Genomic DNA, 14,095 nt, shown 5'->3' with positions numbered 1-14,095 from the left:
GACGTAGTCGCGAGCTTCACCTCCTCTCCGGCACCCGGAGGGAGGTCGGTCGCCGGTCGTAGGGAGATCGGCGACCGACCGCCTCGGGAGCGGCCGGCGATGGCGTCCGGGCGGGCCATCGACGGGACGAATTCTTACATTGATGAACATCCGTGGAAGCGTTCCCATGGACGTTTGATGGAACGATAGCGACAACTGAGCGCGGAGGGAAGACCCTTCACCGCTCCAGAATCTCCAGGCAACCACCAGGAAATCCTTGCCTGCTAACCGAATCGGCCGCGACCTGCGGAAGCGCTCCCATGGCAGGCCGCCGATGTGTCCGGCGTGTTTCCACATTGACACGCCTCGGGGTACGGGAGGGCCGGGATCCATCTGCGGCCGACGCCCACCGCGGCCCGGCCACGCGGCCGCCGCGCCATGATCGTGGGTTCGTGTCGGAAGGTGCGGCTGGAGCGAAGGTCTGGACACGAACTCGCGATCAACCCCGGCGGGGTGCGGTCGTGAGGCCCTTGGCCGGGTCGTCAGCGCGCCGGGCGCGGGTCGCGCCACAGCGTCCACTGTGGCGGGCCGGAGCGCATCGGCGGCTCGCCGGTCACCGTGAACCCGTGCCGCCGGTAGAAGCTGAGGTTGCGCTCGTTCGAGGACTCCAGATAGACGGGCAGGCCCGCCTCGTCGAAGCGGGTCAGCGCGTCGTCCAGCAGCAGCGAGCCGAGCCCCGTGCCGCGCGCGGCGTCGGTGGTGCCGATGAACTCGAGATACCAGTGGTCGGCGGGCTGGCGCTCGTGCAGCCGGTCGATCTCGCCCATCCGGCCCAGCAGCCGCGGCAGCCGGCTGCCCGTGGCGCGCAGCAGCGGCAGCGCGGCCCGCGCCACGGCGGACGTCGGCAGCCGCCACTCCCGCGGCGGTGCCCACATGGTCACCGCCTGCCGGTCCGCCGTGGTGTAGACGTGGCCGCGCGGGATCGCATACCGCAGCAGCGCCCCGAAAATCCGCTCCAGCCGCCCGTGGCGCCCCTTCGGCGGCACCATCCAGCACCACACCGGGTCATCCCCGAACGCCTCCGCCAGCGTGGCGGCCAGCGCCCCCGCATCCCCCGCCACCGCAACACGAACATCACTCACATCCCGCATCCTGCCCCACCCACCCGCCCCGCGCACCCACCCGTTCGGCCCGCCCTGCCCGCCACCCGCCCTGCCGCCGCTTCGCTGCCGCTTCGCTGCGTTGATCATGAACTTATGGCACGGGTCGACGGCGTGTCGCGACCCTAACTTCATGATCAACGCTTGGTCCGCGGCACCCGGCACCCGGCGGCAACCGGCGGGGTGGGGGGAGGGGCGTTAGGGTGCAGGGATGAATGATCATGGGGAGGGAAGGCCGCTGGCGGTGGTCAGCGGTGCGGGCACCGGGATCGGTGCGGCCACGGCGCTCGCGCTGGCCGAGCGCGGATACGACGTCGTCGGGATCGGACGGCGGGAGGAGGTGCTGGCCCGCAGCGCCGAGCGGATCCGGGCGGCGACCGGGGCGGAGGTCGGCATCGTCACCGCCGATCTGGCGGAGCCGGAGACGGTCGAGCGGGTCGCCGCCGAGCTGGCGGGCCGGACCGTGGACGTACTGGTCAACAACGCGGGCGGGTTCATCGGGCGGGACGGTGACGGGCTGGCAGCGGTGGCGCGGCAGTGGCGGGCCACGTTCGACGCCAACGTGCTCACCGCCGTGCTGCTCACCGAGGCGCTGCTGCCGCTGCTGCGCCGCCCCGGCGGCCGGGTGGTGCTGCTCAGCTCGATCGCGGCGCAGCGGGGCGGTGGCGGGCCGTACTCGGCGGCCAAGGCGGCGCTGCACGGCTGGGTGCTGGACCTCGCGGCGCGGCTCGGCCCGGAGGGCGCCACGGCCAACGTGGTGTCGCCGGGCTACGTGGCCGAGACGGAGTTCTTCGGCGACCGGATGACCGCGCAGGGCCACGCCGACCGCGTCGCGCAGACGCTGGTCGGGCGGGCGGGTGTGCCGGGTGACATCGCCGGGGCGGTGTGCTGGCTGGCGGGGGAGTCCGGCGGGTACGTCACCGGGCAGATCATCAACGTCAACGGCGGCTCGGTCCTCGGCCGCTGAGCCCGCAGGTTGAGAAGGGCACCTTCTTATACGCGGAGCGTTAAGAAGGTGCCCTTCCTTGCGTACGGTCAGCCCTTGACGCTGCCGGCGAGGAGGCCGCGGACGAAGTAGCGCTGCAGGGAGAGGAAGACGGTCAGCGGGACGATGATCGAGACGAAGGCGGCGGCGGTGAGGCGCTGCCATTCGTTGCCCCGGTTGCCGGCCAGCTCGGCCAGGCGGACCGTGAGCGGGGCGTTCTTCGGGCCGGGGGCGAAGATCAGGGCCACCAGCAGGTCGTTCCAGACCCAGAGGAACTGGAAGATGCCGAAGGAGGCCAGCGCCGGCACGATCAGCGGGAGCACGATGCGCCGGAAGATCTTCGCGTGGCTCGCGCCGTCCACCTTGGCCGCCTCGACCAGGTCGCCGGGCAGCTCCGCCATGAAGTTGTGCAGCAGGAAGACGCCCAGCGGCAGCGCGAAGCAGGTGTGCGCGAACCAGACCGTGATGAACTTGCCCGGCCCCTCCAGGTCCCACGCGGGCAGCACCTGGACGCCGCCGAGCGAGACGCCCTCGTTGAAGAACGACAGCAGCGGGATCAGCGCCATCTGCAGCGGCACGATCTGCAGCGCGAAGATGCCGACGTACACCCAGTCGCGGCCGCGGAAGCGGGTCCAGGCCAGCGCGTACGCCGCCAGCGAGCAGAACGCGAGCGGGAACAGCACCGACGGGATCGTGATCACCAGCGAGTTGATGAAGTATCCGGCCAGGCCGCCCGACGCCGAACGGGCCCCGAACAGCACCTGGTTGTAGTTCTCCAAGGTGAACTGCGGGTTGGTGAAGAAGTTCCACCAGCCGTTGGACTTGATCTCGTTCTCCGGGCGGATCGAGGAGACCAGCACGCCGAACGTGGGCACGGTCCACAGCAGCGCGATCACCAGCGATACCGCGCTGGCGGTGCGGCTGGTCAGCTTCTTGCGCACCCGCCCGGCCGCCGTGCGGGGGACCTCGGGCTCCGGAGCCGCCACCACAGTTTCCGTACCCGTGCTCATCGGGCTCCCTCCAGCCGGCGGCGGCGTACGACCCTGACCTGGTAGATCACGATGGGTATGACGAGCACGAACAGCAGCACCGCCAGCGCCGCGCCCTTGCCGTTCTCGTCGGCGCGGAACGAGTAGGTGTACATCTCGTTGGCGACGACGCTGGTGCCGAACTGGCCGCCGGTCATGGTGCGCACGATGTCGAAGATCTTCAGGGTGCCGATCGAGATGGTCACCATGACGACGACGAGCGCGGGGCGGATGCTGGGGATGGTGACCTGCCAGAACATCTGCCACGGCGTGACGCCGTCCAGGCGCGCGGCCTCGACGATGTCGGCCGGGATGGCCTTGATCGCGGCGGACAGCACGACCATGGCGAAGCCGGCCTGGATCCACACCATCACCGCGATCAGGAACAGCGTGTTCCACGGGCCGTCCAGCAGCCACTGCTGGGGGGTGCCGCCGAACGCGACCACGATCTGGTTCAGCAGGCCGATCTGCGGGGCGCCCTCCTGCCGGTACTCGTACACGAACTTCCAGATGATGCCGGCGCCCACGAACGAGATGGCCATCGGCATGAAGATCAGCGACTTGGCGAAGGACTCGAAGCGGGCCCGGTCCACCAGCACGGCATAGACGAGGCCGACCGAGGTGGAGACCGTCGGCACCAGCAGCACCCAGAGGAAGGTGCTCAGCAGCACGCCGTACTGGACGGGATCGGCGCCGAAGTCGGGAAGCATGCCGGAGTTCTTGTCGGTGAACATCCAGATGAAGTTGTCCAGGCCCACGAACTCGTCGGAGTCCGCGTCCATGAAGGCCAGGATCAGCGTGCGCACGGCGGGCACGATCAGGCCCACCAGCAGCAGCAGACCGGCGGGGGCCAGCAGGCCGAGCGCCACCCAGCGGTCCTTGTGGCTCGGCAGCACGTCCAGCACCAGCAGCAACAAGCCCACCACGGCCGCGAAGGCGACGATGCCGTACACCAGCATCATCAACTTCGGGCCTTCGGCGGTGAAGTCGAAGCTCACGCGGTTCTCCTAGGGGGCCGGTCGGGAGGAAGACTACGCCGTGTGGGCCCCGGATCGGAGCCCACACGGCGTAGGTAGATCAACTACGGCCTCACTTTGGCCAGCTGGCCTCGATGAAGTCGAGGGTCGCCTTGGTGTCCTTGCCGTTGATCCAGTCGGTCATGCCCTTCCAGAAGGAGTTCGCGCCCACGGCGGCCGGCATGAGGTCCGAGCCGTCGAAGCGGAACACCGCGCCGGTGTCCTGCAGGATGCCGACGGCCACCTTGTCGATCGGGTTGGCGACGTTGGCCACGTCCAGACCCTTGTTGGCGGAGATCCAGTTGTTCAGCTTGGCCCGGCTGTTGGCGAAGTCGGCGCTGGCCAGGTAGGTCTGCACCGCCTGCACCGCGTCGCCGTCGGTGAACGCCGCGACGAACTCGCCGCCGCCCAGCACCGGCTTGCCCTTGGCCGGGTCGATCGCCGGCAGGTAGAACGCGAACGCGTCGCCGTCCTCGGCCACCTTGGTGCCCTGCGGCCACTGGTTGGCGTAGAAGGACGCCTGGCGGTGCATGCCGCACTTCTTCTGGACGACCGGCAGGCCGCCGTCCTGGAAGGTGGTGGTGGCGATCGACTTCACGCCGCCGATGCCGCCGTTGACGTACTTCTCGTTCTTCAGGATCGAGCCGACCCGGTCGGTCGCCGACACGATGCGCTGGTCGTTGAAGGGGATCGTGTGCGCGACCCACTGGTCGTACACGTCCGGGCCCTGCTCACGCAGCAGCACGTCCTCGATCCAGTCGGTGGCCGGCCAGCCGGTCGCGTCCTGGGAGCCGATGCCCGCGCACCACGGCTTGATGCCGGCGGCGGCCATCGTGTTGCTCAGCGTGATCATCTCGTCCCACGTCTGCGGGATCTTCCAGCCCTTCTCCTTGAACAGGGAGGGGGAGTACCACACGAAGGACTTCACGTTCGCGCCGAGCGGGGCGCCGTACAGGGTGCCGTCGATCGTGGCGTACTTGAGCCAGTCGGGCGCGAAGTTCTGGGTGGCCATGGCCTTGGTCTTCTCACCGGCGGCCTTGAGCTTGCCGCCCTTGGCGAAGAACTCCAGCAGACCCGGCTGCGGGATGAAGGCGAGGTCCGGGGCGTCGCCGCCCGCCACGCGCACCTTCAGCTGAGCCTCGAACTCGCCGCTGCCCTCGTACTCGATCTTCACGCCGGTGCAGTCGGCGAACTTGGCCCACGCCTGCTCGAGCAGTCCGGCCTCGGCGTCACGGATGGGGGAGTAGATGGTGACCGTCTCGCCGGCGATGCCCGTGTAGTCCGCGAACGCCGCGCACTCGGGAGTGTCCAGCTTGCCCTCGGAGGTGCCGCCGGAACTGCCACCGCACGCCGCGACGGTGAGCGCCAGCGCCACCGCTCCGGAGAGCGCGAGCAGACGCCGCTGTCTGTTGGATGCCATTGGAGTTTCCTCCTCGTAACTGTGTCGGAGCGCAGCCCACTGGGTGACGGACTACCGCAAGGTGACGCAAGTTATGCAAGCGCTTTCGATCTCGAACTGTCCAGCGCTGACAACAGTAAGGTTCGTAACGATTCGGAAACCAGCCCTGCACGTGATGTGACGATCATCCCGGCCCCCCACGGCGCGATCGTCTGGGCTACACTGGCGGCGGTTTTTGTGTAAGTGGTCTGCTCGCGTTGCCCTCCCTGAGAGGACCGCAGGTGCCGCTGCTCAAGTGGCCAGCCCCCGCACGAGGTGTGCGGAGCGGTTCGTTTTGCGCAAGGAATTGGTGAAAATGGCTCAGGGAACCGTCAAGTGGTTCAACGCCGACAAGGGCTTCGGCTTCATCTCCGTCGACGGTGGTGGCGCTGACGTCTTCGTGCACTTCTCCGCGATCCAGGCCAGCGGCTTCCGCAGCCTCGAGGAGAACCAGCGCGTGGAGTTCGAGATCGTGCAGGGCGCCAAGGGCCCGCAGGCGGACGCGGTTCGCCCGCTCTGATCTCCCCGACACCTTACGGGCCGGTCTCGGACCGGCCCGTTTGTCGTTCCGCGCTGCCGCACGGCGCGCTGGAGCGCTCCGAGCCCCGCATCCTGCCCTGTATGCGGGGCTCGTTGCTGTCCGGAGCCCGCAGGCGTTATCGTAAACAAGACGGACGTACGGTTTGCGATGGAGGACGCCATGTGGAACCCGGACACCTACCTGCGCTTCGCCGACGAGCGCGGCCGTCCCTTCGCCGACCTGCTCGCGCGGGTACGGGCGGACAAGCCGCGCGAGGTCGTGGACCTCGGCTGCGGCCCCGGCAACCTCACCGCGACGCTCGCCGCCCGCTGGCCCGGGGCGGCCGTGCGGGGCATCGACTCCTCGGCCGAGATGATCGAGCGCGCGGTCGCCGACCAGGGCGCGGACGGCCCGGTCGACTACGCGGTGGGTGACGTACGCGACTGGCGCCCCGGCCCCGAGACGGACGTGGTCGTCACCAACGCCGTGCTGCAGTGGGTGCCCGGCCAGGAGGAACTCGTCAGCGTCTGGGCGGGGGAGCTGCCCGCGGGCGGCTGGCTCGGGCTCCAGGTGCCCGGCAACCATGACGCCCCCGCCCACCAGGCGCTGCGTGACCTGTGCCTGTCGCCGCGCTGGGCGGACCGGCTCGGCGTCGTCGGCGAGCAGGTGCGCGGCGTGCCCGAGCCGGCCGAGTACGCCCGGCTGCTGCGCGACGCCGGCTGCGCGGCCGACGTGTGGGAGACCACCTACCTGCACCAGCTGCCGGTGACCGGGGGCCCGCACCCGGTGCTCACCTGGCTGTCCGGCACCGCCCTGCGCCCCGTGCGAGCGCTGCTGTCCGAAGGCGACTGGGCGGCGTTCTGCGCCGAGCTGGAACCGCAGCTCGCGGCCGCGTACCCGGCCCACGGCGACGTGGTCGACTTCCCGTTCCGCCGCGTCTTCGCCGTCGGCCACCGCACCCCCGCGAACCACTGACCCCCGCCGCGCGCGGCGGCGCGGGCCCTCGCGCGGCGCTTGATCGTCCGACTTGCCTGGCACTTGGGCGAATGCGCGCCCAAGATACGCCCGTGTGCCAGGCAAGTTGGACGATCTTGGCGTGGCCACGCGTGGCCGCGCGTGGCCGCGCGCGGGTGGTGACCGGTAGCGAATGATCGGGTACGGAGAGGTAGGGTGCCCGCATGGCTAGTGACGATCTTGCTGGTTTCATCGCCGGGCTGCCCAAGGCCGAGCTGCACGTGCACCACGTGGGCTCCGCGTCGCCCCGGACCGTGGCCGAGCTGGCCGCCCGGCACGAGGGCCGCAGCCCGGTGCCCGCCGACCCGGCCCTGCTGGCCGAGTACTTCACCTTCACCGACTTCGCGCACTTCGTCGAGGTGTACCTGAGCGTGGTCGACCTGATCCGCGACGCCGAGGACGTGCGCACGCTGACCTACGGCGTGGCCCAGGACCTGGCCGCGCAGCAGGTGCGCTACGCCGAGCTGACCGTCACGCCGTATTCCAGCGTCGCGCGGGGCATCCCGGCGGAGGCGTTCTGCGAGGCCATCGAGGACGCGCGGCGGGAGGCGGAGAAGGAGTTCGGCCTGGTGCTGCGGTGGTGCTTCGACATCCCGGGTGAGGCCGGGCTGCCGTCGGCGGAGCAGACCCTGCGCATCGCGCTGGACCAGCGGCCGGACGGGCTGATCAGCTTCGGCCTAGGCGGGCCCGAGATCGGGGTGCCGCGGCCGCAGTTCAAGCCGTACTTCGACGCCGCCCGCGCGGCCGGGCTGCGCAGCGTGCCGCACGCCGGGGAGACCACCGGCGCGCAGACGGTCTGGGACGCGATCCGCGAGCTGGGCGCCGAGCGCATCGGCCACGGCATCTTCGCCGCCGAGGATCCGGCGCTGCTGGAGTATCTCGGCGAGCACGGCATCCCGCTGGAGGTGTGCCCGACGTCGAACCTGCGTACCCGGGCCGTGGCGGACCTGGCCGAGCACCCGCTGGCGAAGCTGGTGGCGGCGGGCGTGCCGGTGAGCGTCAACTCCGACGACCCGCCGATGTTCGGCACCACCCTCAACAACGAGTACCTGGTGGCGGCGAAGCTGCTGGACCTGGATGCGGCCGGGGTGGCCGAGCTGGCCCGGCAGGGCGTGCGCCACTCCTTTGCGAGCGGCCAGGTCAAGTCCGCTCTGCTGGCCGAGATCGACGCCTACGCGGCGACGGCCAGTTGACCCGTGCTCGAAGCTCTCGCCCTGCTGCACCTGCCGCAGGGCGAGAGCCGGGGGAAGCCGGAAGTCAGACCCCGTGCAGGGTGCGGACCTTGCGCCAGACGACGGTGTCGAGCGAGCCGGCCCGGTTGGAGAAGGCCGGGGTCGAGATCGTGATCGGGTCGCTGAGGTCGAGGAAGCTGTTGTGGTCGGCGTCGGCGTCCCAGGTCGTGGTGGGGATCTCGATGTGGTCGGTGCGGTGCCGCTGGTCCTGGCTGGTGATCTTCAGGACCTCGTACGCGCCGCGCTTGAACCGCAGCACCACGCACGGGCGCACCTTGGAGCCGGTGCCGTCCTCGTAGGGCACGTCGGCCCACCAGATCTCACCGGGCTGCGGCCCGGACTTCGGCGCCTTGTCCGCCTTCGGCGCGCGGGGCACCGGCCGGGCGGGCGGGCGCTTGCCGGCCGGGCCTGCCTTCGGGCGGGTGCGGGCGCGCAGCAGCCACCAGGCGACGGCGAGCGCGGCGAGGACGGCCAGGGTCGTCAGGAGCTGCCACATGATCGGCAGTCTAGGCGTCCTCGCGGAGCAAGGTGTACGCCACGTCCGCGACCACCGGCTTGGAGAACAGGAAGCCCTGGCCGTAGCCGCAGCCGAGCCGGAGCAGGTGGGCCCGCTGCTGCTCGGTCTCGATGCCCTCGGCGATCAGGTCCAGGCCGAGGTTGCGTCCCATCAGCACGATGGTGCGCACCAGCTCGCCGCTGCGCCGGTCGGTGTTGATCTGCCACACGAACGACCGGTCGATCTTCAGCGCGTCGATGGGCAGCCGGTGCAGCGCCTCCAGCGAGGAGTAGCCGGTGCCGAAGTCGTCGACGTGCAGCTGGCAGCCCAGCTCGTGCAGCATGTTCAGGATGTCGCGGGCCGGGGCGACGTTCTCCATCACCACGCCCTCGGTGATCTCCACGGCGAGGCTGCCGCCGGGCGGCCGGTGCCGGTCCAGCGCCTCGGCGATGTCGTCGATCACGTTGCCGCCCCAGAACTGCCGGTTGGAGATGTTGACCGCGACGCTCAGCCCGCTCGGCGCGCCCGCGGCGTACCAGGCGGCGAGCTGGCGGCAGCACTCGTCGACGATCCACCGGCCGATCGGCACGATGAGGCCGGTCTCCTCGGCGATGGGCAGGAACTCGGCCGGCGACAGCAGCCCGCGCAGCGGGTGCCGCCAGCGGATCAGCGCCTCGAAGCCCTTGGTCTGGCCCGAGCGCAGCAGCACGATCGGCTGGTAGTGCACCTCGAACTCGCCGTTGTCCAGCGCCTGGCGCAGCTCGGTCTCGATCTGCAGCCGGGTGACCGCCTTGGCGTGCATCGCCACGTCGAAGACCGCGTGCCGCCCCTTGTGCCGCGACTTCGCGGAGTACATCGCGATGTCGGCGTCGCGCAGCAGGTCCTCGGCGTTGCTGTAGCGGCGGCTGGACAGCGTGATGCCGATGCTCGCGGTGACCACCACGTCCTGGCCGTGCAGGTGGAACGGCTGCGCGAGCACGGCGTGCAGCCGCTCGGCGACCTGCGCCGGGGTGTGCGGTGCGGTGACGTCGTCGAGCAGCACCAGGAACTCGTCGCCGCCGAACCGGGCCACCGTGTCGGACTCGCGCAGGGTGGACCGGATGCGCTTGGCGACCTGCTTGAGCAGCCGGTCGCCGGCCGAGTGGCCGAGGCTGTCGTTGACCACCTTGAACCCGTCGAGGTCGAGGAACAGCACGCCGAACGGGCGGCCGGTGCGCCGCCGGGACTGCCGGATGGCCTGGCGCAGCCGGTCCAGGAACAGGGTGCGGTTGGGCAGGCCGGTCAGCTCGTCGTACAGCGCGGCGATGCGCAGCTGCTCCTTCTGCCGCAGCGACTCCTTCAGCAGCGCCTGCCGGTCCAGCGCCACCGCCAGCAGCGCGGCCCACTGGTTGAACGGCTCCCGGCCGGTCGCGCCGACCGACGACACCACGTCCACCACCGCCAGGTAGCCCCAGTCGCTGGTCCCGCTCTTGACCGGCACCACGAAGACGATGAGGTTCGCCGCCGGATCGGCCTGGTCGCGCAGCAGTTGCGGCGGGAACTCGCTGACCGGCTGCGCCGGCAGCGGGAGGGTGCTGTTCCCGCCGGACAGGAACATCCCGGCGGTCTCCAGCGTGGCGTCCGACAGCGCCGGTGGCCGGCCCCCGCTCCACAGGCCGAAGCAGCCCGCCCGCACCCAGGTGCGGCGCATCCAGCCGAGCCGGGCCGGCTCCTGGTGACCGCGCAGCAGCTCCATGCCGACCTCGTACTGAGCGGTCAGCGTCTCGCGCAGCCGGACGCTGTCCTGGAACAGGGTGCGCCCGCGCATCTCCATGAGCATGAGCAGCACCCCGTTGGCGGGCCGGCCGTAGTCGCGGATCAGGTGCGCGATCTCGTACAGCGCCTCGGGGCGCCCGCCGGACAGGCGCAGCAGCAGCTCCAGGGCCAGCCGCACCTCCTCGCAGGAGGGCCGGGCGGTCACGGCCGCGGGGGTGTCCTCCACCGCCCGCGCGACCACCGCCGCGGAGTGCACGATGTCGGCCGACTCGGCCGCCGACAGCGAGCCGTGCACCGGGGACACCGCGATGGCGATCAGGTCGGCCAGCCGCCGGTGCGGCTGGGGAGCGGTGTCGGTGTGGAAGGCGACGTCGCCGCTGCATCCGCAGGACTCCCGGACGATGAGCGAGGTCGGCACGAGGATCTGCCCGTCCGCGGGCGCGCCGCGCAGCGCCGCCAGCAGCGTCTCGGCCGCCGTCCGGCCGATCATCTCCATCGGCTGGCGCACCGTGGTGAGCCGCGGGACCAGGTACGAACTGGAGCGCAGGTCGTCGAAGCCGACCAGCGCCTGGTCCTGTGGCAGCCGCAGACCGGCGGCGGTGAGGACGTCCATGATGCCGGTCGCGTTCTCGTCGGTGGCCACGACGGTCGCCGTGGCCGGCATCCCGGCGGCCAGCATGCGCCGGGCGGCCTGCTCGCCGCCGTCGACCTGGTTGGTGGTCGCGGCGAACAGCAGCCGGGGGTCGGGCTCGATACCGTGACCGGCCAGCGCCTGGCAGTAGGCGTCATAGCGCTCACGCACGTCGGCGGTGGGCAGGTGCCCGGCGAAGCCGATCCGGCGGTGCCCGTGCGCGACCAGGTGGTCGATCGCCTCGGTGATGCCGGTGCGGTTGTCCGGCATGACCACCGGGCAGCCCAGCTCGGGCATCGGGTGGCTGACGAAGACCAGCGGCCGCCCGGTCGCCTTGATCGCGGCCAGGTAGCGGTGGGTGGCCGCGCGCAGCACCACCACGAAGCCGGAGACGTGCTGCCAGGCCACCGGGTAGGTCAGGTCGGACGGCTCGGTGACCTCGATGTGCTCGGTGCCGGCGTCCAGCGTCTGGATCGCGACGACGCCCGCGCCCGCCGCCGCGGCGGCGCGCGCGATCCCCGCCAGCACACCCCCGTAGTACCAACCGCCGAGGAAGGGCGACAGGACCCCGAGCGTGAGGTCTGGTGACACTTATCGACGGTATCGCGCAGACGCGGCGTATCCGGGCGGAACGGGCATTAGTTGCGCCGGGCGCCGGGCCGCGCGGGCCGGAACCGGTAACCGGCATGATCAGCCGGACCGATAGCATGGCCGGAGCCGGACAAACCGCTGCAGAGAGCTTGAGGAGATCATCGTGAACGCACCCACCAGCCCGCCCCAGGCCGACCCCGTCGTCGTCCGGGCCGGGACGACGGGCGCGGACGCGATCGCCGCGGCCGGCCTGCCGGTGCACGGCGCCAAGGCGATCGTGGTGGTGCGCGACCCCGAGGGCCGCCTGCGCGACCTGGACTGGGCTCCCGAGGTGGACACCGAGGTCGAGCCGGTCGCCATCGACAGCCCGGACGGGCTCGCGGTGCTGCGCCACTCCACCGCGCACGTGCTGGCCCAGGCCGTGCAGGACATCTTCCCCGAGGCCAAGCTCGGGATCGGCCCGCCGATCGACAACGGCTTCTACTACGACTTCGGCGTGGCCAAGCCGTTCCACCCGGACGATCTCGACAAGATCGAGAAGCGTATGCAGGAGATCGTCAAGTCGGGGCAGACCTTCAAGCGCCGCCGCTTCGAGACCCTGGACGAGGCCAAGGCCGAGCTGAAGGACGAGCCGTTCAAGCTCGAGCTGGTCGACATCAAGGGCGACGCGGGCGACGACGTGATGGAGGTCGGCGGCGGCGAGCTGACCATCTACGACAACTTCGACGCCAAGAGCGGCAAGCGCTGCTGGGGCGACCTGTGCCGCGGCCCGCACCTGCCGTCCACCCGCCTGATCGGCGCGTTCAAGCTGATGCGCTCCGCGGCGGCGTACTGGCGCGGCTCGGAGAAGAACCCGCAGCTGCAGCGGGTCTACGGCACCGCGTGGCCGACCCGCGACCAGCTCAAGGACTACCTGAAGCTGCTGGAGGAGGCGGCCCGGCGCGACCACCGCAAGCTCGGCACCGACCTCGACCTGTTCAGCTTCCCCGACGAGATCGGCTCCGGCCTGGCCGTGTTCCACCCCAAGGGCGGTGTGATCAAGCGCGAGATGGAGGACTACGTCCGCCTGCGCCACATCGAGGAGGGCTTCCAGTACGTCGGGACGCCGCACATCACCAAGGAAGGCCTCTTCCACACCTCGGGTCACCTGCCCTACTACAAGGAGACCATGTTCCCGCCGATGGACATGGAGGGCAGCGACTACTACCTCAAGGCCATGAACTGCCCGATGCACAACCTGATCTACCGCTCGCGCGGGCGCTCCTACCGCGAGCTGCCGATCCGGCTGTTCGAGTTCGGCTCGGTGTACCGGTTCGAGAAGTCGGGCGTGATCCACGGCCTGACCCGGGTGCGCGGCTTCACCCAGGACGACTCGCACTCGTACGTGACCAAGGAGCAGGCCGCCGCCGAGATCAAGCACCTGCTGGACTTCGTGCTCGGCCTGCTCAAGGACTTCGGCATCACCGACTTCTTCCTGGAGCTGTCCACCCGTGACGACTCCAAGCCGGAGAAGTTCGTCGGCTCGGAGGAGGACTGGGCGACCGCGACCGCGGTGCTGGAGCAGTGCGCCCGGGACACCGGCCTGACCCTGGTCCCGGACCCGGGCGGCGCGGCCTTCTACGGCCCGAAGATCTCCGTGCAGGCCAAGGACGCCATCGGCCGCACCTGGCAGATGTCGACCATCCAGTACGACTTCAACCAGCCGCGCGGCTTCGAGTTGGAGTACCAGGCCGCCGACGGCTCCCGGCAGCAGCCGGTGATGATCCACTGTGCCAAGTTCGGCTCGATCGAGCGCTTCATCGGCGTGCTCACCGAGCACTACGCGGGCGCGTTCCCGGCCTGGCTGGCGCCGGTGCAGGTGGTGGGCATCCCGATCCGCTCCGACGACGAGGCCGGGCACACCGCGTTCCTGTTCGACTTCGTCGCGCGGCTGCGCAAGCAGGGCATCCGGGCCGAGGTGGACTCCTCCGACGAGCGGATGCAGAAGAAGATCCGCACCGCGCAGCAGCAGAAGATCCCGTTCATGGCGATCGTCGGCGACCAGGACCTGGCCGACGGCACGGTGTCCTTCCGCTACCGCGACGGCTCGCAGCGCAACGGCGTCAGCCTCGACGAGGCCGTCGCGCACGTCGTCGACGTGGTGCGCTCGCGCGTCAACACCGGCCCGTCGGCCCCGGCCGCCGACGCCCCGCAGGAAGCCGCCGCGTGACCGGACCCGACCCCGACGGCCTGGAGCGGCTGTGGACGCCG

11 protein-coding genes are annotated in these 14,095 nt (G+C 70.7%); 5 read left to right on the top strand and 6 right to left on the bottom strand.

All coding sequences use genetic code 11. The features are described 5' to 3' along the window. Window positions 1–521 precede the first annotated feature (521 nt). Window positions 522–1,121 carry a GNAT family N-acetyltransferase gene (locus Cba03nite_RS26475; protein ID WP_203751519.1) on the bottom strand — a complete coding sequence of 200 codons (600 nt, stop codon included), beginning with the start codon at window positions 1,119–1,121 and terminating at the stop codon, window positions 522–524. Window positions 1,122–1,350: 229 nt separating this feature from the next. On the opposite strand from Cba03nite_RS26475, the gene Cba03nite_RS26470 reads away from it, so the two are divergent. After that, window positions 1,351–2,106 carry an SDR family NAD(P)-dependent oxidoreductase gene (locus Cba03nite_RS26470; protein WP_203751516.1) on the top strand — a complete coding sequence of 252 codons (756 nt, stop codon included), beginning with the start codon at window positions 1,351–1,353 and terminating at the stop codon, window positions 2,104–2,106. Between the two features lie 68 nt (window positions 2,107–2,174). Here Cba03nite_RS26470 and Cba03nite_RS26465 read toward each other — a convergent pair whose 3' ends face one another. The 3 genes from Cba03nite_RS26465 to Cba03nite_RS26455 form a co-directional block, all read right to left on the bottom strand. Beyond that, a complete protein-coding gene (locus Cba03nite_RS26465; RefSeq protein ID WP_203751513.1) occupies window positions 2,175–3,134 on the bottom strand; it encodes a carbohydrate ABC transporter permease in 960 nt (319 codons plus the stop codon). Next, entirely contained in the window at window positions 3,131–4,150 is a 1,020-nt protein-coding gene (locus Cba03nite_RS26460) for a carbohydrate ABC transporter permease (protein WP_203751510.1), read from the bottom strand. Before Cba03nite_RS26460 ends, Cba03nite_RS26465 begins: the two co-directional genes overlap by 4 nt. A gap of 91 nt (window positions 4,151–4,241) precedes the next feature. Continuing rightward, window positions 4,242–5,588: an ABC transporter substrate-binding protein gene (locus tag Cba03nite_RS26455; protein ID WP_203751507.1), complete on the bottom strand. Its 1,347-nt coding sequence runs from the start codon at window positions 5,586–5,588 to the stop codon at window positions 4,242–4,244. 334 nt (window positions 5,589–5,922) lie between these two features. Between Cba03nite_RS26455 and Cba03nite_RS26450 the strand changes: the two genes are divergently transcribed. The 3 genes from Cba03nite_RS26450 (at window position 5,923) to Cba03nite_RS26440 (ending at window position 8,333) form a co-directional block, all read left to right on the top strand. Continuing rightward, the gene (locus Cba03nite_RS26450) at window positions 5,923–6,126 is read left to right on the top strand and encodes a cold-shock protein (protein ID WP_120320032.1); all 204 of its coding nucleotides are present in this window, start codon (window positions 5,923–5,925) and stop codon (window positions 6,124–6,126) included. Window positions 6,127–6,306: 180 nt separating this feature from the next. Then, complete coding sequence (locus tag Cba03nite_RS26445) at window positions 6,307–7,101, top strand: trans-aconitate 2-methyltransferase (protein WP_203751611.1); 795 nt, start codon at window positions 6,307–6,309, stop codon at window positions 7,099–7,101. A gap of 203 nt (window positions 7,102–7,304) precedes the next feature. Continuing rightward, entirely contained in the window at window positions 7,305–8,333 is a 1,029-nt protein-coding gene (locus Cba03nite_RS26440; protein ID WP_203751504.1) for an adenosine deaminase, read from the top strand. Between the two features lie 64 nt (window positions 8,334–8,397). Here Cba03nite_RS26440 and Cba03nite_RS26435 read toward each other — a convergent pair whose 3' ends face one another. Both Cba03nite_RS26435 and Cba03nite_RS26430 read right to left on the bottom strand, forming a co-directional pair. Then, a complete protein-coding gene (locus Cba03nite_RS26435; protein ID WP_203751501.1) occupies window positions 8,398–8,868 on the bottom strand; it encodes a type II toxin-antitoxin system PemK/MazF family toxin in 471 nt (156 codons plus the stop codon). A 10-nt stretch (window positions 8,869–8,878) separates the two neighbouring features. Continuing rightward, entirely contained in the window at window positions 8,879–11,845 is a 2,967-nt protein-coding gene (locus Cba03nite_RS26430) for an EAL domain-containing protein (RefSeq protein ID WP_203751498.1), read from the bottom strand. A 163-nt stretch (window positions 11,846–12,008) separates the two neighbouring features. On the opposite strand from Cba03nite_RS26430, the gene thrS reads away from it, so the two are divergent. Further along, the gene (thrS, locus tag Cba03nite_RS26425; protein ID WP_203751496.1) at window positions 12,009–14,054 is read left to right on the top strand and encodes a threonine--tRNA ligase; all 2,046 of its coding nucleotides are present in this window, start codon (window positions 12,009–12,011) and stop codon (window positions 14,052–14,054) included. Window positions 14,055–14,095: the final 41 nt, after the last annotated feature.

It is taken from the genome of Catellatospora bangladeshensis (genome assembly GCF_016862575.1).
GTDB classification, from domain to species: Bacteria; Actinomycetota; Actinomycetes; order Mycobacteriales; family Micromonosporaceae; genus Catellatospora; species Catellatospora bangladeshensis.
Note: the sequence above shows the minus strand (reverse complement) of the source record. Positions and strands in the feature narration are given on the sequence as shown.

What these genes read in the sequence shown, in the direction of transcription:
- Cba03nite_RS26470 (WP_203751516.1), top strand. Translation starts at nt 1,351, where the DNA reads ATGAATGATCATGGGGAGGGAAGGCCGCTGGCGGTGGTCAGCGGTGCG.
- Cba03nite_RS26465 (WP_203751513.1), bottom strand. Translation starts at nt 3,134, where the DNA reads ATGAGCACGGGTACGGAAACTGTGGTGGCGGCTCCGGAGCCCGAGGTC.
- Cba03nite_RS26455 (WP_203751507.1), bottom strand. Translation starts at nt 5,588, where the DNA reads ATGGCATCCAACAGACAGCGGCGTCTGCTCGCGCTCTCCGGAGCGGTG.
- Cba03nite_RS26450 (WP_120320032.1), top strand. Translation starts at nt 5,923, where the DNA reads ATGGCTCAGGGAACCGTCAAGTGGTTCAACGCCGACAAGGGCTTCGGC.
- Cba03nite_RS26445 (WP_203751611.1), top strand. Translation starts at nt 6,307, where the DNA reads ATGTGGAACCCGGACACCTACCTGCGCTTCGCCGACGAGCGCGGCCGT.
- Cba03nite_RS26440 (WP_203751504.1), top strand. Translation starts at nt 7,305, where the DNA reads ATGGCTAGTGACGATCTTGCTGGTTTCATCGCCGGGCTGCCCAAGGCC.
- Cba03nite_RS26435 (WP_203751501.1), bottom strand. Translation starts at nt 8,868, where the DNA reads ATGTGGCAGCTCCTGACGACCCTGGCCGTCCTCGCCGCGCTCGCCGTC.